The sequence below is a fragment of the Bradyrhizobium sp. MI1.11 genome (genome assembly GCF_055811255.1).
In genome coordinates this window covers 57,872-75,496 of the sequence record NZ_JBVVPM010000035.1, presented here as the reverse complement: position 1 = coordinate 75,496, position 17,625 = coordinate 57,872, and the positions used below count along the sequence as shown (strand labels likewise).

The following is a 17,625-nucleotide window of genomic DNA, read 5'->3' as shown; positions in this document are numbered from 1 at the left end:
GCCTCAGCTCTGTCGGGTCCCTCAGGGCTCTTTGACAGCCCTCCTTACCAGGTTGTCACTGGCGGTGCGGCGGTACGGCAGAGACATTAAAGCATTATAGGAACAGACATTGAAAGGTGAAGAACCGTAGCCCCGGCGATGGCGCCTGGCTGTCACGGCGGCTGCATTAGTCAAGACAGCTTTGCTGACCGATTCTTCAAAGCCGAGCGACTAAATACCAGTAGCTTTTATTCCACGAGAACTCCAAATTTCGTGAATTAGATGGCTCGCTTTTTATTGGGGGACATTGCGATGGCAAACCTATCGTTTCCCGTGAAGCTTTTCGTGGCTTGTTTGCTTTTTATGCAGCGAAGGCGCATCAGGACCACAACCACGATGGCGAACATCGCTTACTGAACCTGTTTGGAATCTATGAAAGACATTCCCGCGAATTTGCTTCAGCTATGGGCAGACCGCGCTTGAACTGCTCGGTCCCGAAATCGTTGGCGCCCTACTTGGCCCGCGCGCCCAGCAGATCGTAGATGGCAGCGCACAATATGACCATGCAAGCGACTTTCTCCGCTCCTCAGAGACATAGAGCGAAGGGACGCACTGACGATTGGTAGCCTGTCGGCGAACCAATGACGTGAGGAGGCCAGTCGCTCCGCACCGGTCTCGATCCACTAGCGGATAACCGCGCCGATGGCGTGAACCGCAGGGCCTCTCGCTCAGGCCGGATCTACGAATCCCCCTAGATGCGATGTGCCTTCGCAGGCTTGTATCTCCGCCCGAGGGTATTGAATTGCGGCTCTGTGATCTACCTCCAATTGCAACTTTTTCCCAAATGGTGCAGTATTGGGTTTTCATCCCGGCCCGCATTTTAGGAATCCAATGGGTGTCAAATTTGTACTGGCGAAGCTCCTCGAAGCGGAGCTTAACGCACGAGGCGTGAGATCCAAACCGTCATCAGACTGCGTCGACATCGTGCATCGTTTGTTGGAACAGCTCACCGAAATAGAGCTTACCTTGGCCGCGCGCGAGGTAGATGAACAGTCTCGACGCTAGGCTCTTGATCGGAGCGCATCTTCATAAGGTGGCGCGATCAGCGCTTAAGCGTTTTCCCATAAACACAGTCTTCGGTCCGGATTGGCGCAGCAACATAAAGGCGCTGAACAACTTCGTCAGCGATTCCGACAACTATAAGGACTTCCTATGGGATCCATACCGGATGATGGACGTCTTCCAGGACTCGATGGAGATTTTGTTCAATCAGCTGCCTGACAGAGACAGAAAAAAGAAGTTCACAAGATTGGATGAAGGGGATTTCAATAGATGGATTCTCAATCAAGCGATGGCAACCAATCCCTTCATCCGTTATTTGACGTCCTTAATGTACCTTTCCAAAGTCAACGGCCTGTCAAGGATCAACTATCCAGATAGCGAGTTCATGAAGGGGATAGATTTCGAACAGCTGAAAAAGCCTGGAAAACCAGTAATCTTCCATAACGCCTGGAACCTTGATCAGCAGAAGCTCGCATTATTTTCCAATCGTCCCATGAAAAGGGCGAGCGGAAAGTTTATGTTTGAGGGCCCTATCGACGCAAGCACCTTGTGTGCGTGTTCAGCTCTTCCCTTCGTCGAAGGTACCGTAGAGATTGGCGGAGTGACCTACTGCGAAGGGGCGCTTGTCGATACCGTCAACTTCGAAAGTTTGCTGGAGGAGCACCCGGAGCTGGAAGAGATATGGGTGAGCCGGATTGTCGATTCAAAGCAAATCCGCAAGCCGGAGAATCTTCATGACGCGCTGGCAAATCTTTGCCAATTGTTCGCCTCGACGGTTGGCGAAGATGACGTCAAGCTTTTCAAATACCACATCCGGTGTGACAAAAAATCGAAACAGGAGGAGGCAAGGGACAAGAAACTCAAGATCATAGAGATTCACGTTCCGGGTCACATCAATTTCAAATGGAATCACAGCAATCTCGATAATGGACGCAAGCTGGGAAAGGCCGCTGCGGAGCAGGCGCTCGAGGCATTCGGAAAGCATGAGGCGCGACCTGCGCACAACGGGCCGCATTTCATCAACGAGAAGCCAGAGGGGTCAGCTTGGCAAAGCGTGTGCGAATATCACAAGGAGCTGAAGCGAGCCGCTGCATAAAGGCTCGAGCATCATTGGAAGGGCGGAAGTCTTCCGAACGGAAATCCTCGACCTCGAATAATGATTTGAGGCCAATCATCCGGGCCTGACGCAACGAACCGGCGTTTTGCGATAGTCACCGCAGCTTGTCGAGCAGCGCCTTCGCCTGCTTCATATCTCTCGTGTCGAAGCCCTCGGTGAAGGAGTCATAGATCGGCGCAAGTAAATCGAGCGCCTGCTCGCGTTGTTGCTGATCGATGCATAGCGCGGCAAGGTCTGTCGCGGCCCGAAGCTCAAGGGCCTTGGCGCGTTGCCCCCTTGCCATGGCCAATGCCTGTTCGATCAGTGACTGTGCCACAGCCTCGACATCTGGTCCGCCGCGGCCTATTAGCACCCGTGCTTTGAGTCGGTACAACTCGGCTTCCAAAATTCGTTCGCTGTTGCGGGTACTTATAGCGAGGCCCGACTCGATCAACTCCAGCGCGGGCTCGTAGTCTCGATCAATCAACAGGCGCTGACACAAAAGTACCAAGAGCGCGGTAATGGCCAACTGATAACCTGCGTGACGATACTCGTCCAACGCAGGACGGATTTCTCCGAGCGCGTTGGGTGAGGGATCGAGCGATGCCATGCATATGCCGCGAACGGCGCGGGCCAAACGCCACTGCCGGAATCCATGCTCCTCTGATAAGGCGATACAGCGCTCGGCATAACTTTGCGCTATCAGGAATTCGCCGCGGAGAGCTTGGAGAATGCAGGCATAATAAAAAGCGTATGCCTGCGAATGCGGATGGCCAATGGCATCCGCGCGCTGAATTGCAGCGTCCATTCGCATAATGGCCGTATCGTCGCGGCCAAGTAGCCACAGTGGCCACGACATCAGCGCAAGGTCGGCCACGCCGGCATCCTGGCCGGCCACACGCGCTGCCAGTCTATCCTCCTCGCTGCTCGCCTCGAAGGCTTCGAAAGCCCGTTCGATCGCTTCCTGGGCTCCGGTGATCTGTCCCATGAACAGGCGGATCATCGCCTGCCCGCGCATCGCATTGAGCAAGGCTGGCCGGTCGCCGCGCGTTTGGGAGAGATGAAGCAAAGCGGCGATCGTTTCCTGGGCCAGCGGCAGCTCACCGCGAATGACGCTCGCAGTGGTTAGCCAGAACATGACCTGAAGTTGCTCGGGAGGATCTCGCAGGCGCTCGCACAGCTCTCGCGCGCGGGTAAAGGTAGCCATCGCCTTGTTGGAGGCCGGCCCTTGGGTAGCGATCAGGCAGGGGCCTAAAGCGAACTGGAGGTCAAGTTCAAGCCTGTCGTTTCGTGCGTCATCGGGCCGATGGCTCGTGGCCTCGATCCCTCGTTGCAAGTGCGCAATGGCCTCAAGATTGGCGGAGCGCGTGGCTGCCTTCTTGCCGGCTTGCAACCAGTATGCCTCCGCTTTTTCGAACAGTCCGGCCTCAGTGAGATGGTGCGCGAGCGTTTCGGGCTGAGCATCCACAATTTCCGGGAACCGTTGCTCGAAGGCCTGCGCGATCGTGGCATGCAGCGCTGCGCGTCGGCTCTTCAGGAGCCCTGAATAGGCAGCGTCCCGCACAAGTGCATGCTTGAAGGTATACACCGCCTGCGGTAACTCGCCGCGGCGGAAGATCAACTCCGATCGGACCAACTGGGCAAGAGCCTCCTCCAGTCTCTCTCTTGGCAACCCGGCCACCGTGCTCAGCAGTTCGTACGAAAACTCGCGACCCACCACGGCGCCGACCTGAGCTACCTCCCTTACCGGGGCCAATCGATCGAGTCTGGCCATTAGCGATGCCTGTAACGTGGTCGGAATCGCCATCGCTGGCAGAGGGCGGCTTAGGGTGTAATGATCGTCCTGCTCTTGCAAGAACCCGGTTTCGAGCACGGTCTTGGTCAGCTCCTCTACGAACAGAGGCACGCCATCAGTGCGGGCGAGTATCTGATCCAAAACCTCCTTCGGGAGCGCCTTGCCGGCGGTGACCCGCTCGATCAACGCCGCTCCGTTGCGACGGTTAAGTCGCGTCAAAGAGAGCGTCGTAACATGCGCATGACCAGGCCAAGGCGGCGTGAATTCCGGTCTCGCGGTGATGAGCAGCAGCACCCGAAGCCGCGGTACTTGTTCCAAGGTCATCGTCAGGAGCTCGAGAGAAGTCGGATCCGCCCAATGGACATCCTCAACAATGACGAACACTGGTTGCAGTGCTGCCAGGCTTTTCAGCTGAGCCAATAGCGCCCCTAATGTCATTTCTTTGCGCTTTTGCGGGCTCAGCTCCTGCAGTCGGTAACGCTCACCGAGTGGCAAGGACAAAAGATTGGCCAGAGGCACTACGCGATCTGCGTCAGCTCCGGATCGACCGAGCAGGACCTCAAGCTTGGCGAATTTAGCCGTCGGCGAATCACTCCGCTCGAACCGGGCGGCTCGTTCGAGTTGCCGGATAAACGGGTACAACGCACTATTAGTATGATGCGCCGAGCAGAATTGGCGCACCGTGATGTGCTCCTCTCCTTGCAGCCGCTCGTCGAGCGCCAAGGCGATATGCGATTTACCGATGCCCGCCTCTCCGGTAAGCATTACTGCGCAACCCTCGCCGCTCATGGCGCGCTGCCAGCGACGCAACAGCAACTCGATCTCCTCCTCGCGTCCAATTGGCTGCGTCAACTGAGTTTTGTGCTGGGCCTCGAAGCGGCTGTCGATGCCGGTAGTGCCCAGCACCTGCCATGCTTGTGTTGGCTCCGCCCAACCTTTCAGGATGACCGGGCCAAGATTCCGGAATTCAAAATGTCCTTCGGTTAGCCGGTGAGTACTCTCGCAGATCAGGACGGCGCCCGAATCGGCGAGCGTCTGCAAGCGCGCAGCTAAATTTGGTGTTTCGCCAATAACCGCCTGCTCTTTCGCCGCACCTTCTCCCGTCAAATCGCCTACGACCACCATCCCGGTAGCAATCCCGACGCGGACTCGAAGTTGCGTGGACGGGAATGTCTGGAGGTTGGCCACGGCATCGACCAGCGCCAGCCCGGCGCGCGCCGCTTGCTCGGCATCATCCTCGTGGGCATGTGGATAACCGAAATAGGCGAGCACTCCGTCGCCCATGTATCGCGCGATGATACCCTCATTCCGAGCGATCACCTCCGCAATGCAGCTGTGGTAGGCGCCAACAACCCCTCGCAAATCTTCGGGATCAAGACGGGCCGAGAGCGCCGACGAGCCGACCAGATCACAAAACATAACCGTGAGTTGACGCCGCTCGGCTCCGTCCCGCGCCGCCTTGCCGCCCGCTTGAGGCGTGCGCGCAATGTCGCCCTTGAGCTCCGTGATAGCACGCAACATCTTGCGGCGATGGCCGAGCAGGACACCGAGGTCCTTCAGGTCCTGCTCGGTGAGATCCCCAACAACTGATAGGTCAATGGCGTTCTCGCCAAAGCGCTGAGCGTACTCTCCCAAACCGATCGATGATAGCCATTCTGCAATACCGGACATGGCACACCTATTGGCTGTTATAATTAGCATAGCACGTCAAGAACGTAAGCGTAGGCACATCTGAGACGAAGGCATGAAGCCCGGAATCTTCCCGCAACGCAAAACCGGCACTCCTCCTGGCTCAGGGTCGGCGCGGTCAAGCACGGTCTCTGAAGGTCCATCGTGGCGTTCGCTTGATGCCGATCACCTTCCGCTCTTCCACGTCTGAGGCGCCAGAAGCGGAAGCCGTAGCGCCGGAGATGCAGGCATTTGAAGGCACTGGCCATCGAAATCGATGGCGCCCGGGATCAATGGCGAGCGTCGTCGTTCCCCGAAATGCGATGCTTGCCAAAAATAAGGCAGTGCTTGCGGCGGCTCATCTGTTCGCCGTGAGGAACGATTGCATCAGCCCCGCTTTAGCCGTCCGCACCTTCAAGAGTTTGATCGGGGATTTGCGATACCCGGCCGTCGATCGAAGGACCGGTCCAATACGTATCCTTCTCGTTGTGCCCACGGTTTCCGAACCACGTCTCGAGCCTGTCTCACCACGATGAGATCAAGGACGCCAAGGCTTGAGATGACCCACTACTGTGGAGGCGCTGTTCTCTTACCGGAGGGCAGCTTAACTCCCCGACCTCGCGCCCTGATAGCCCGCCATCTTGGTCGTTTGATGTTTTGACGATACGAGAGGAAGAGCAAGTCCAGGTTGAGCAATGCGCCAGCATCAGCGTAGTTTTAATCGGTCGAACCGCTCCCCAGCGTGTTTTGTTGGAGCAGGACAGCTTCACGCTCGTCGAAATGCTCGTCGTGATTACCATCATAGGTCTCGTCGTCGGTCTGGTGGGCCCGCGTGTGCTCAACCATCTGTCGGAATCGAAAACCAAAGCGGCCAGGATTCAGATCGAGAGCTTTGCGCAAGCGCTCGACCTGTACTATCTCGACAATGGCTCATATCCGGCGACGGGTGTTGGATTGGCCGTGCTCGTGCAGAAGCCAAACAACGTCGAACGCTGGAACGGGCCTTACTTGAAAGGCAGCGTGGTTCCGAACGATCCTTGGGGCAAGCCATATGAGTATGCATCTCCGGGGACGCATGGGCTAGCCTACGACCTGGCGTCCTTTGGAGCCGACGGTCGCGAAGGAGGCACCGAGCAGGCAGCCGATATCGCTAACTGGCAGAAATAGTGAGCGCCGCACCGTGGCCGCGAGCGCGTCCTCTGCGTCCAGGACGACATCGTCCGCGTTACGCGTCCTTGCGAACTTCATCCGGCCGGGATAGTCCCCGAGCCGACTAGCCGAGCGAGTTGATGATTTCCCGATAGGCGGCTTCGGGAAACGCCTTCAACGTGCGCGTCCGAACGTTTCCCTGCATCCCCAGCTGCAGGCTGAAACGCGCCGCGACCGCGTCGTCCGGGGCTTCCAGGATCACGACCATGTCATAGTCACCCATGGTCAGGAAGAAGGATTTGATCTCGCCGCTCATATCCTTGAGAGCCTTCTTCGCAGCGTCCAGACGGCGTGGCGAGTCCTTCGCCTTCTGGATGCCTTGCTCGGTCCAATTTGCAAGCATGACATAGGTGGTCATTGCCGTCCTCCTTCTGGCACGAAAGCAATGCTAGCTATGCCGTTGAGGCGAAAAACAAGACCCGGAGCAGATGCGTGTAGTCGGATTCGAGCACCATGATCGTCACGAAGACCAGCACCAGCACCGGCGGCAGCAGGATCGCGTAGGCCAAAGCCAGCCGCTCCCAGGCCATGTGCATGAAGACCGCAACGATCAGGCCAGCCTTCAACACCATGAACAGCAGGATCAGCGACCATCGGAGATGGCCGTGGAGGCCAAAATAGTCGACGAGATAGGAGCAGGTGCTGAGAACGAACAACCATCCCCAGACCACGAGGTAAAGCTTGATCGGATGCTGCTGGCCCTTTGTGTGCGTGGCTCCTGATGCAGATGCGTCATGCATGTGAGCTTGCAGCGCGTGTTGCTTTGCTTCCAGATGTACCGCGACGTTTGTCATGCTGCGACCTCACCAGAGATAAAAAAGTGCAAAGATGAACACCCACACGAGATCGACGAAGTGCCAGTAGAGGCCGGTGATCTCGACGATCTCGTAATGCCCTTTTCTGCTCGTAAAGAAACCGCGCCTCTCGACATCGAAGTCTCCCCGTAAAACCTTTCGCGCAATGGCGATCAGGAAAATCACGCCGATCGTCACATGGGTGCCGTGGAAGCCGGTGATCATGAAGAAGCTCGAACCAAACTGCGCCGCACCCCAGGGATTGCCCCAGGGCCGGACGCCTTCCACGATCAGCTTGGTCCATTCAAAGGCTTGCATTCCGACGAACGTTGCGCCGAATGCTGCTGTGGCCAACATCAAGGCCGCCGTCTTCACGCGGTCGCGGCGATAACCGAAGTTGACGGCCATCGCCATCGTCCCGCTGCTGCTGATCAGGATGAAGGTCATGATCGCAATCAGGATGAGCGGGATTTTCTTTTCCCCGATCGTGAGGGCGAAGACCTCGCTGGGATTGGGCCACGGCACGGTCGTGGACATTCGCGCCGTCATGTACGACAACAGGAAACAACTGAAGATGAAGGTGTCGCTGAGGAGGAAGATCCACATCATGGCCTTCCCCCAGGAAACGTTCTTGAAGGCGCGCTGATCCGAGGACCAATCGGCGGCGATGCCTCGCCAACCTGCAGGCCGCGCCGGCGGTTCTACGTTGTTTATCAGCGCCGTTTCTGCCATCTGGTCCTTGCCTCCCTAGCTCAGCAACTGGCGACAGATGTCGACGAAATTGTCTGTCCAGCCCGTCAGCAGGCCGGCCAGGACCAGCCAGACCAACAGCAGGAAGTGCCAGTAGATAGTGCAGAGTTCCACGCTCAGACGAATTTGGCTCGCCTCGGCGCCACGCAATACCTTGGCAGTCGTTCTACCGAGCGCCACCAGACCGCCCATCAGATGCAGCCCGTGCACAGCGGTGATCAGGTAGAAGAACGAATTGGCTGGATTGGACGCCAGGAAGTACCCGGCGCCACTCAGCTGGCGCCACGCCAGCAGTTGCCCGACAAGGAATGTAATGGCGGACGCTCCACCCGCGCACAGGCCGATGCTTATGCCGTCGATGTCGTCGCGGCGCGCGGCCATATACGCCCATTGCAGTGCCACACTGCTCAAGACTAGGACGCCGGTGTTGAACCACAACAGCGCTGGCACTGGCAGCGTCCGCCAGTCCACCATGTTCATGCGCATCGAGTAGGCGCTGATGAAGAGTGCGAATAGCGAGCCGACGACCGCGAGAAATACGCCCAATCCGAGCTTCGCCGCCGGCAGGGACGAGGTACTCTCCTCGCGAAGATCGACCATCACGCCTTCCTCCAGCCATGGCTTGGCTGCCAGCCGCTGTTGCGAGAGCCACCATCCCGCAATTGCGGCTATTCCAGCCATGAACAGGATGATGGCGCTCATGCGTGGGGCCCTTGCGCCGACAATCCTGCCGGCGGTTCATTTTGCGGCACGAAATCCATGGCGGCGCCGGGGACGCTGTAATCGTAGGCCCAGCGATGGACGATCGGGAGCTCCTTGCCCCAGTTGCCATGCCCCGGCGGGGTCTCTGGCGTTTGCCATTCCAGCGACGCGGCGCCCCAGGGATTGCCGCCGGCCTCTTTTCCTTTGAACAGGCTCCAGATCAGATTGAACAGGAACACGAGCTGGGCGAAGCCGACGATCAGGGCCGCGACGCTCATGAACGCATTGAGGTCATGGGCGGATGCCGGAACGAATGCCGTTTCGCCGATGTCGTGATAGCGGCGGGGCATACCCAACAGGCCCAGATAGTGCATGGGGAAGAAAATCGCATAGGCGCCGAGGAACGAGACCCAGAAGTGGAATCGTCCAAGCGCCTCATTGAGCATTCGTCCGGTGACTTTCGGGTACCAATGATAGATTCCGCCGAACACCGCCATGATCGGCGCAATACCCATCACCATGTGAAAATGAGCGACAACGAACATCGTGTCGGACAACGGAACGTCTACGACCACGTTGCCGAGAAACAGGCCAGTCAGGCCGCCGTTTACGAAGGTGACGATGAACGCCAGCGCGAACAGCATCGGGATGGTGAGATGAATGTCGCCGCGCCAAAGGGTCAGCACCCAATTGTAAACCTTGATCGCAGTCGGGATGGCGATGATGAGCGTCGTGGTGGCGAAGAAGAACCCGAAATACGGGTGCATGCCGCTCACATACATGTGGTGCGCCCACACGACGAAGCTGAGGGCGCCAATCGCGACGATCGCCCAGACCATCATGCGATAGCCGAAGATGTTCTTCCGGGCATGGACGCTGATCAGATCGGAAATGATGCCGAAGGCCGGCAAGGCGACGATGTAGACCTCGGGATGACCGAAGAACCAGAACAGATGCTGGAACAGGATCGGGCTGCCACCCCCGTATTTCGTCAGCGTGCCCATCTCGACTAGCGTCGGCATGAAGAAGCTGGTTCCCAGCAGGCGGTCGAGCAGCAACATCACCGAAGCGACGAACAGCGCCGGGAAGGCCAGCAGCGCCATGACGGTGGCCGTGAAGATGCCCCACACCGTCAAGGGTAAACGCATCAACGTCATGCCGCGCGTGCGCGCCTGCAGCACTGTCACCACGTAATTCAGCCCGCCCATGGTGAAGCCGATGATGAACAGGATCAGGGAGGCCAGCATGAGAACGATGCCCCAATCCTGCCCGGGAGTACCGGAGAGAATCGCCTGCGGCGGGTACAGCGTCCAGCCGGCGCCGGTGGGCCCGCCGGGTACGAAAAAGGTCGAGGCCAGCACCACGACCGCGAGCAGGTAGACCCAGTAGCTCAGCATGTTCACATAGGGAAACACCATGTCCCGGGCGCCGACCATCAGCGGGATAAGGTAGTTGCCGAAGCCACCAAGGAACAGCGCGGTGAGAAGATAGATCACCATGATCATGCCGTGCATGGTGATAAACTGGAGATATTGGTTCGGATCGATGAACGAAAACGTGCCGGGGAATCCGAGTTGCAGCCGCATCAGCCATGACAGCACCAGCGCAACCATCCCAATGGACATCGCCGTGATCGAGTACTGGATGGCGATGACCTTGGCGTCCTGCGAAAAGACGTATCTCGTCCACCAGCTTCTCGGATGATAGAGCTCGACCTCGCCCACTTCGGCGGGCGGGACGCCTGCGACTGTGTCAAACGGGACATCGACCATCGGAATCCCCTCCTTGGTCTCTCTCTTCAACGAAGAGTTCGCCCTCTGCTATGCGGCGCTCCTCGCCGAGGTTTTCATTCGCTCTCTCTCGTGTAAGCCGCTTTCGCGACATCCCGCTGCCCGGAAAGCTCGGCGAACGTCCGCTGCTTGTCCAGCCACGCGTGATAGTCTTTCTCTTCCTCTACGACGACCTTGCTCCGCATCTGCGCGTGCGCGGCACCGCAGAGTTCCGCGCAGAGAACCTCGAATGTTCCGGTGCGCGTGGGCGTGAACCAGTAATATGTGACCGAGCCCGGTATCATATCCATCTTCGCCCGAAACTCGGGCACATAGAAATCATGCAGGACGTCAATCGAGCGGAGCAACACCTTCACCGGTTTCCCGAGCGGCAGGTGCAAGTCGTCATTTTGAATGACGACATCGTCTTGGCCGGCGGGATCGTCGGGATTCAACCCCATGGGATTTTCGGCACTGACATAGCGGGCATCGGAAGTCCCGAGCCGGCCGTCCTTTCCGGGAAGCCGATAGCTCCATTGCCATTGCTGTCCCATGACCTCGACCTCGGTCGCATTGGCCGGCACTGTGACGAACTGGTGCCAGACGACCAGGCCGGGTGCCAGCATGGCTGCGACGCCGATTGCAGTACCGACGCTGAGCCACCATTCGAGCTTCTTGTTTTCGGGATTGTAGGCTGCGCGCCTTCCCTCCGTGTGTCGAAAGCGGAAGACGCAATAGGCCATGAACGCGACGACCGCGAAGAAAACCGCCCCGGTTATCCAGAATGTCAGGGTGATCGTGTCGTCGATGTAGCGCCAGTTTGAGGCGAGCGGCGTCCACCACCACGGGCTGAAAATGTGAAACAGCACCGAGGCGATTGCGACCAACAGCAGAATGATTGCTACAGCCATCCCTCATGCATCCTTGCCGCTAAAGGCTGCGGATACGAACCAGAGGGCGGAGCTCACGTCTGCTGCGATGGCGGAATCACATCCGCCGCCGTCATGCCTCTTGCCTCGCCCATTCAACCGGTCGCGACGCCGAGTGCACGTTACGACCGCACAAGTCTCAACGGAGCTGGGGGCGTTGGATTCAACATGGTACGCGTCGAGCCGGGCGTCAATAGTGGAGTGTGTCGCACCGCGAGGTCTCCGGCATCATTTCAAGCCGGCGGTGGAGGCCGGCAGCGATCGCTTGGTGACGCAACGCAACAAAACGAACTGTGCAGATGCACAATTCACCCAGCCGCAAGCGCTGTCTTGTTTCTTCCACCCATCGCGCTAAGCTGGGTGCACCGGTCGCGACGGGTGTCGTCCGGCAAAGCTCCTTCTCGTTGAATCTGGTTTGCCGGGCTCAATCGCGATTTTCGCGCATGAGGCGAATGTGCGCGACTTGAAGGCGCGCCATTTCCCCTGCGATCAGAAGCAAGGAGACCGGCGCCATGACCACCGTATTCGCAAGACCCAGACTGCAAGTGTTTGGCGTCTCCACCCCGTTTGTCGTACGCAAGATCAGCCTTTCCGACTTGGGCAACGCGTTGCGACTGGGCTGGGAAGACTTCAACGCCATCCCATCTCACGCCATCGTCCTCTGCGTGATTTATCCCGTCCTTGGAATTGTCCTATTTAGACTTGTCATCGGCTATTCGGTGCTGCCGCTGCTGTTTCCGCTGGCTGCGGGCTTTACGCTGATCGGTCCCTTTGCCGCGCTCGGCCTGTACGAGCTCAGCCGCCGCCGCGAGCGCGGAGAGGAAGCAGCGGCTTGGGATGCCATGCAGGTGCTGCGCGCACCGTCTTTCGGCGCCATGCTCGAACTCGGCATCCTCCTGCTGGTTCTGTTCGGGGTGTGGATCGGCGCCGCTAACGCGATCTACGTTGCAACCTTTGGCCACGCCCCGGCTGCAAGCATCCCTGACTTCGCAACGCGTGTTTTGACGACGCCGGAAGGATGGTCGCTTATCATCGTCGGCTGTGGCGTCGGCTTCCTGTTCGCCGTCGTGGCCCTGTGCGTCAGTGTCGTGTCGTTTCCGCTGATGCTCGACCGGCATGCGACTGCGATCGACGCAATCCGGACGTCGCTGCGGGCCGTGAGGGAAAATCCAATTGAGATGGCGGTATGGGGTCTGGTTGTTGCGGCACTGCTGGCGATCGGTTCGCTACCGTTCTTCGTCGGTCTCGCCGTCGTTCTGCCGGTGCTCGGTCATGCCACCTGGCATCTTTATCGGAAGGTCATCGAGCCTGACCCGAACCCGCCGGAAGAACAGCCGCGCCCGCCGATTGGTCACCGCTATGCGGCGGATTTCCCGGCCTCACTCTTCCCGTGGAGCCGCGAACGCTAGCCGGAGGCAGCAACGAACGGTCGCACCATCACTGTGTTCGGCGGAACCGGCTTTCTCGGCAGCCGCATCGCTCGCCATCTGTGCAGTCATAAATTTCCCGTCCGGATCGCGTCACGGCATCCGGACGTGCAACTTCAATCCGTAGCGGCCAACGTTCATGACGAGCGATCCGTCGCGAATGCGTTGGTCGGCGCCTACGGCGCCGTGAACGCGGTCAGCCTTTATCGCGAGCGCGGAGGGGAGACATTTCACTCTGTTCACGTCGAGGCGGCCCAACTTGTAGCAGCCCAGGCCCGCCGGGCGGGAGTCGAGCGGCTTGTTCACGTTTCGGGGATCGGGGCCGACGCCGCCTCGCCATCCCTCTACATCAGAAAGCGCGGTGAAGGTGAACGGGCGGTCCGCGCGGAATTCGCCGGTGCGTTTATCGTCCGCCCAGCTGTGATGTTCGGACCGGATGACGCGTTTCTCGGCACCGTCCTCAAGCTCCTTCGTCGGCTTCCGATCTATCCAATGTTCGGCCGCGGCCGCACCAGATTGCAACCGGCCCATGTCGAAGATGTTGCGGAGGCGGTTGTCCGAATCATCGAGCGAGCCGAGTCCCACCCGACGGTCTTTGAGTTCGGCGGCCCGACCCGCTATTCCTACGAGCAACTGCTCAGAGCGATCGCGCAACAGGCTGGCCTCTCGCCACGCCTGATTCCAATCCCGTTTGCCGTTTGGCACGCGCTGGCCTGGGCCTCCGAGATACTCCCTGGCCTGCCCCTTACGCGTAACCAAGTGGAGCTGATGCGGATCGACTCGGTGTCATCACCGGAGATGTCTGGATTTGCCGAGCTTGGCATCTCGCCACATTCGATCGAGGAAATCCTTCAGGGGATGCTATCGAATCGAAGATGAGAGAAGCGTCCCGGCTAATCCAGCTTTAACGGCGCGTGGCGCGCGTCTGCACGGGCGCATTCACGCTCGCGGCAGCTGGGCTGTTGGATGGACGTCGAGCGACGACGCACTGGCGATTTGCGGCTCGCCTTCAGCGAGACTATCCATCCATCCGGGTCGAGGCGGATCGCATCTACTGTCGGGACGCCAACATATCAACTTCGGCAGGCACTACGGCCGGAATCGATCTCGCGCTGGCCTTGATCGAGGAGGACCATGGTTTCGCCATCGCCAAGTGCGTTGCACAGCACCTCGTCGTCTACCATCGTCGCTATGGCGGACATCACAATTCGCAGCCTCGGTCGATCTGGCACCCGAGAACGACCGTATTGCGCTGCCCTCGGCTATGCCTGTGATCACATATTCGAAGCACTGACACTCGAGCATCTGGCGGAAGCGGCCGGCATGAGCCGCCGCCAGTTCGGCCGGCCGCGCATTCCGGGCGCGGACCGGCGCCACACCCGCGCGCATGGTTGAACGCCTCCGCGCCGATCTGGCGCGAGGCCACATAGAGACAACTGCAGAACCGGTCGAACGCGTCGCGGAGGCGGTCGACTTCGGTGATGCGGAAAACATGAGACGGGCACGTGTTTGGGAAAATGGCGCGCCACCCAGAACAAAACTGCGAACTCTTATGCGATTGAAATCACGCCATGATTTCGAGCAGAGCCCAAGCGCGGCGTCGCGTTCGTCATTTCCGGCGCCAAAGGAGCCGCGGCGCTAATGGCCCGTGGAGTGCCGGCTCATGTCCTCCAGAAGCTCGCGCATCGCGTCGAACCGCGTGCCAAAGCCTTTCCAGTCGCCGGACTTCAATCGTTCAACGGCCTGATTGTAGCGATCGAGCGCCTCCCGGGCCTGACTTGCCGACGGGCGTGTGACAAGCATTTCCTCCTTCGAGCTAGACACCGGCCGCATCGCGCCAGGCTCGATGAACAGCGCTGACAAGGCCTCGTCGAGCGTCTCCTTCATCACCACATGTTCACCGTAGGCTGCGATCACGCGTTTCAGCTCAGGCAGGTGTCCTTGCTGTGCCCGCAGATAGAGCGGCGATACGTAAAGGATCGAGTTCTCGATCGGAATCGCAAGCAAATTGGCACCGCGGATCACCCGCGAGCCCATCTGATTCCACAGCGTGAGCTGTTGCGAGATCTCCGTATTCTGATTGATCCGCGCCTCGATCTGGAACGGTCCGTAGACGAGCTTCTCCTTGGGGAATTCGTAGACAATCAATTTGCCATAGTCGGGCGCGTCGCAGCGCGCGGCGAGCCACGCGATCATGTTGTCGCGGCGGCTCGGTACCATGGGAAGCATGAGGAAAAATTCGGCCTGCGGTTCGCCGGGCAAGCGCATGATGATGTAATAGGGTGTCATCGTCGAGATGCCGTCGCCGCCCGGCTGGCGCGGGAATTGCCAGAGATCCTCGCGGTTGTAAAAAACGTCGGCCGCCTCCATGTGGTAGGCTTGGTACAGTCGGGCCTGAATCATGAACAGGTCTTCCGGATAGCGAACGTGCTTACGTAAGTCCGGCGGCATCGTCGTGAACGGCTTGAACAAGTTCGGAAAGATGCGCTGGTAGGTCGCTGCAATCGGGTCGCCTGAATCAATAAGGTAGAAGTCGACAGTCCCATTATAAGCATCAATGACAACCTTCACCGAATTGCGAATGTAGTTGAGATCGAGCCCCTGTGCGGGCTCTGCATACGGGAAATAGGCGTTCGTCGTGTAGGCGTCCTGCATCCAGAACATGCGCCCACTGCTGACGACCAGATAAGGATCATGATCGAGCCTGAGGAAGGGCGCGATCGTGCTCACCCGCTCCTTGATATTGCGCCGGATCATGATCCGGCTGTCGATCGTAATGTAGCCTGAGAGAAGCAGGTTCGGATCGTTGAAATAGTAAGCAAACAGCATTCGCGTGGCCATTGCCCCGATCGAGATGCCACCGGTGCCGCCATAGGCCGCATAGGCGTTCTCTTTCCCCTTCGGATAATCGAACTCCGGGATGCTGCTCTTGACGACGACGTAGTCGTCGGTCTGCTCGCCGAAGTAGATGCGCGGCTCGTCGATCCTGGGGCCGACGTCTGCGACAGGAGGAATATTCCGCAGATAGAAGATCGGCAGTCCTTCGGAGCTCTTGCGTGTGACCGGACTCATCACCGCGCCATTGCCGTGGGTGAACAGCACGTGGCGATTGACCCAAGTCTGGGCGTTCGGCGGCAGCAGGGAGGACCGCAGTTCGCGGGCCGAGAGCATCACGCTCTGGTAGGAGCCATCGAGCCAGTAACGATCGACGTCGAGGTCATGGAATTTGTAGTAGGTGCGGATTTCCTGCAGTTGCGCGTAGGTATCCGACAGCGGCAGCCAGTCCCACAGCCTGATATTTTCAATTGTCGCCTTGTTGGCTTCGAGCGCCTCGGGGGTAAGCTTCTGCTCGGCGGTAAACGGCCTGGCTGCGATCTGATCGAGATTGTATGCCTGCCGGGTGAGCGCGATGTTGTGTTCAATGTAGGGCTTCTCCAGCTCCAACTCGCTTGGTTTGACGAAGAACTGCCGGAACAGCCCAGGGACGACGCCGGACAGCACGAACGTACCGGCGCTGACGAGCACAATCGCCACGGCCGGAAGCCGGTAGGTGCGAACCCGGATGTTCGCCCAGGCGGTAAGCGCCGCGATGATCGAAAGTCCGATCATTAGCCACAACGCCGGCAGCCCCACATGCACGTCGGTGTAACTTGCGCCGACGACGACGCTATTGTCGCCGTAGAGCAGCAGATAGCGGTCGAGAACACAGGACCAGGCTTTTACCGCGAAGAGAAAACCAAGCAGAGCGGAACCATGAGCGATCGCTGTCGGCGATATTGATCGACGGTGAACGTCGTATTCGATGTCGCCGTGCACCCAGTAGATCGCCGCGGCGAAAAGCCCGCTCAGAACGAGCGCGAGGATCATCCAGTTCTTGATGAGGATATAGGCGGGCAGTGAGAAGAGGTAGAAGCCGATGTCCTTGTTGTAGAGCGGATCGTCTGCGCCGTAGGGCACCTGATAGACAAATCGCAGGAAGACGCCCCAGTTGCCGGCCTGGGCTGCCGCAACAAGAAGAGCGAGCAAAGCCGCAACGCCTGTGATCAACCAGGGCCACGACAATCGATCGCGCGCAAGCACAAGCAGATCCGGCGGCGCGTTGCCCGCGGCGCTCCACGACGGAGCGGCGACGAACTGCGTCGGCCGCTGTCGGGCAGAGCGTAGCGCGAGCCATCCGTTCAGCCAGAGGATGACGGTGGTTCCGATCCAGACTGCAAGAAAGACGACGGCTTCGGCGCCGATTGTGGTCCAAAAGACCTGGAGATAACCGATCGAGGCAAACCACAGCCAGCCGACCAGGAGGTCGCTCGCGAGCGCAAGCAGGACGAGGCAAATCCCAATGACGACGGCCGCAACAATCAACCCGACCATGGCACTTTGCCTCGGTATCTTGCCTCCGGGTCCGGTAATCCCGATCGTCATGGTTTCATTATAGCGGAAATGAG

The 17,625-nt window shown here is 59.0% G+C and carries 14 protein-coding genes; 6 read left to right on the top strand and 8 right to left on the bottom strand.

Annotation, left to right across the window (positions count from 1 at the left end):
- The first annotated feature begins 1,024 nt into the window (after nt 1–1,024).
- The gene (locus tag AC0L30_RS28930) at nt 1,025–2,137 is read left to right on the top strand and encodes a patatin-like phospholipase family protein (RefSeq protein WP_473405762.1); all 1,113 of its coding nucleotides are present in this window, start codon (nt 1,025–1,027) and stop codon (nt 2,135–2,137) included.
- Between the two features lie 115 nt (nt 2,138–2,252).
- On the opposite strand, the gene AC0L30_RS28925 is transcribed toward AC0L30_RS28930, so the two are convergent.
- Complete coding sequence (locus AC0L30_RS28925) at nt 2,253–5,603, bottom strand: AAA family ATPase (RefSeq protein ID WP_007601159.1); 3,351 nt, start codon at nt 5,601–5,603, stop codon at nt 2,253–2,255.
- 747 nt (nt 5,604–6,350) lie between these two features.
- On the opposite strand from AC0L30_RS28925, the gene gspG reads away from it, so the two are divergent.
- Complete coding sequence (gene gspG, locus AC0L30_RS28920; RefSeq protein ID WP_256375810.1) at nt 6,351–6,767, top strand: type II secretion system major pseudopilin GspG; 417 nt, start codon at nt 6,351–6,353, stop codon at nt 6,765–6,767.
- Between the two features lie 106 nt (nt 6,768–6,873).
- Here the strand turns inward: gspG and AC0L30_RS28915 are convergent, their stop codons facing one another.
- The 6 genes from AC0L30_RS28915 to coxB all read right to left on the bottom strand — a co-directional run bounded on the left by AC0L30_RS28915 (nt 6,874) and on the right by coxB (nt 11,735).
- Nucleotides 6,874–7,167: a GYD domain-containing protein gene (locus tag AC0L30_RS28915; RefSeq protein ID WP_219684590.1), complete on the bottom strand. Its 294-nt coding sequence runs from the start codon at nt 7,165–7,167 to the stop codon at nt 6,874–6,876.
- A gap of 34 nt (nt 7,168–7,201) precedes the next feature.
- Entirely contained in the window at nt 7,202–7,603 is a 402-nt protein-coding gene (locus AC0L30_RS28910; RefSeq protein WP_007601157.1) for a cytochrome C oxidase subunit IV family protein, read from the bottom strand.
- A 9-nt stretch (nt 7,604–7,612) separates the two neighbouring features.
- A complete protein-coding gene (locus AC0L30_RS28905) occupies nt 7,613–8,335 on the bottom strand; it encodes a heme-copper oxidase subunit III family protein (protein ID WP_219684592.1) in 723 nt (240 codons plus the stop codon).
- Between the two features lie 15 nt (nt 8,336–8,350).
- Nucleotides 8,351–9,055, bottom strand: coding sequence for a cytochrome c oxidase subunit 3 (locus tag AC0L30_RS28900; protein WP_473405761.1), 705 nt, complete (start codon nt 9,053–9,055; stop codon nt 8,351–8,353).
- Complete coding sequence (ctaD, locus tag AC0L30_RS28895; RefSeq protein WP_007601154.1) at nt 9,052–10,827, bottom strand: cytochrome c oxidase subunit I; 1,776 nt, start codon at nt 10,825–10,827, stop codon at nt 9,052–9,054. Before ctaD ends, AC0L30_RS28900 begins: the two co-directional genes overlap by 4 nt.
- Nucleotides 10,828–10,901: 74 nt before the next feature.
- Nucleotides 10,902–11,735: a cytochrome c oxidase subunit II gene (gene coxB / locus AC0L30_RS28890; RefSeq protein ID WP_007601153.1), complete on the bottom strand. Its 834-nt coding sequence runs from the start codon at nt 11,733–11,735 to the stop codon at nt 10,902–10,904.
- 530 nt (nt 11,736–12,265) lie between these two features.
- On the opposite strand from coxB, the gene AC0L30_RS28885 reads away from it, so the two are divergent.
- The 4 genes from AC0L30_RS28885 (at nt 12,266) to AC0L30_RS28870 (ending at nt 14,822) form a co-directional block, all read left to right on the top strand.
- Nucleotides 12,266–13,162 (top strand): DUF2189 domain-containing protein, encoded by an 897-nt coding sequence (locus tag AC0L30_RS28885; RefSeq protein WP_007601152.1) that lies wholly within the window; start codon nt 12,266–12,268, stop codon nt 13,160–13,162.
- 33 nt (nt 13,163–13,195) lie between these two features.
- Nucleotides 13,196–14,059: a complex I NDUFA9 subunit family protein gene (locus AC0L30_RS28880; RefSeq protein WP_473405760.1), complete on the top strand. Its 864-nt coding sequence runs from the start codon at nt 13,196–13,198 to the stop codon at nt 14,057–14,059.
- A gap of 35 nt (nt 14,060–14,094) precedes the next feature.
- Nucleotides 14,095–14,454, top strand: coding sequence for a DJ-1/PfpI family protein (locus AC0L30_RS28875; protein ID WP_219684596.1), 360 nt, complete (start codon nt 14,095–14,097; stop codon nt 14,452–14,454).
- A 113-nt stretch (nt 14,455–14,567) separates the two neighbouring features.
- On the top strand, nt 14,568–14,822 hold the full coding sequence (locus AC0L30_RS28870; protein ID WP_198288325.1) for a hypothetical protein: 255 nt from the start codon (nt 14,568–14,570) through the stop codon (nt 14,820–14,822).
- Here the strand turns inward: AC0L30_RS28870 and AC0L30_RS28865 are convergent.
- Nucleotides 14,819–17,551 (bottom strand): UPF0182 family membrane protein, encoded by a 2,733-nt coding sequence (locus AC0L30_RS28865; protein ID WP_473405759.1) that lies wholly within the window; start codon nt 17,549–17,551, stop codon nt 14,819–14,821. The genes AC0L30_RS28870 and AC0L30_RS28865 overlap by 4 nt on opposite strands.
- Between the last annotated feature and the right edge of the window lie 74 nt (nt 17,552–17,625).

Excerpts from the sequence above, each read along its gene's own strand:
- AC0L30_RS28930 (WP_473405762.1), top strand. The coding sequence starts at position 1,025 with ATGAACAGTCTCGACGCTAGGCTCTTGATCGGAGCGCATCTTCATAAG.
- AC0L30_RS28925 (WP_007601159.1), bottom strand. The coding sequence starts at position 5,603 with ATGTCCGGTATTGCAGAATGGCTATCATCGATCGGTTTGGGAGAGTAC.
- AC0L30_RS28915 (WP_219684590.1), bottom strand. The coding sequence starts at position 7,167 with ATGACCACCTATGTCATGCTTGCAAATTGGACCGAGCAAGGCATCCAG.
- AC0L30_RS28910 (WP_007601157.1), bottom strand. The coding sequence starts at position 7,603 with ATGACAAACGTCGCGGTACATCTGGAAGCAAAGCAACACGCGCTGCAA.
- AC0L30_RS28905 (WP_219684592.1), bottom strand. The coding sequence starts at position 8,335 with ATGGCAGAAACGGCGCTGATAAACAACGTAGAACCGCCGGCGCGGCCT.
- AC0L30_RS28900 (WP_473405761.1), bottom strand. The coding sequence starts at position 9,055 with ATGAGCGCCATCATCCTGTTCATGGCTGGAATAGCCGCAATTGCGGGA.
- ctaD (WP_007601154.1), bottom strand. The coding sequence starts at position 10,827 with ATGGTCGATGTCCCGTTTGACACAGTCGCAGGCGTCCCGCCCGCCGAA.
- coxB (WP_007601153.1), bottom strand. The coding sequence starts at position 11,735 with ATGGCTGTAGCAATCATTCTGCTGTTGGTCGCAATCGCCTCGGTGCTG.
- AC0L30_RS28885 (WP_007601152.1), top strand. The coding sequence starts at position 12,266 with ATGACCACCGTATTCGCAAGACCCAGACTGCAAGTGTTTGGCGTCTCC.
- AC0L30_RS28870 (WP_198288325.1), top strand. The coding sequence starts at position 14,568 with ATGGTTGAACGCCTCCGCGCCGATCTGGCGCGAGGCCACATAGAGACA.
- AC0L30_RS28865 (WP_473405759.1), bottom strand. The coding sequence starts at position 17,551 with ATGGTCGGGTTGATTGTTGCGGCCGTCGTCATTGGGATTTGCCTCGTC.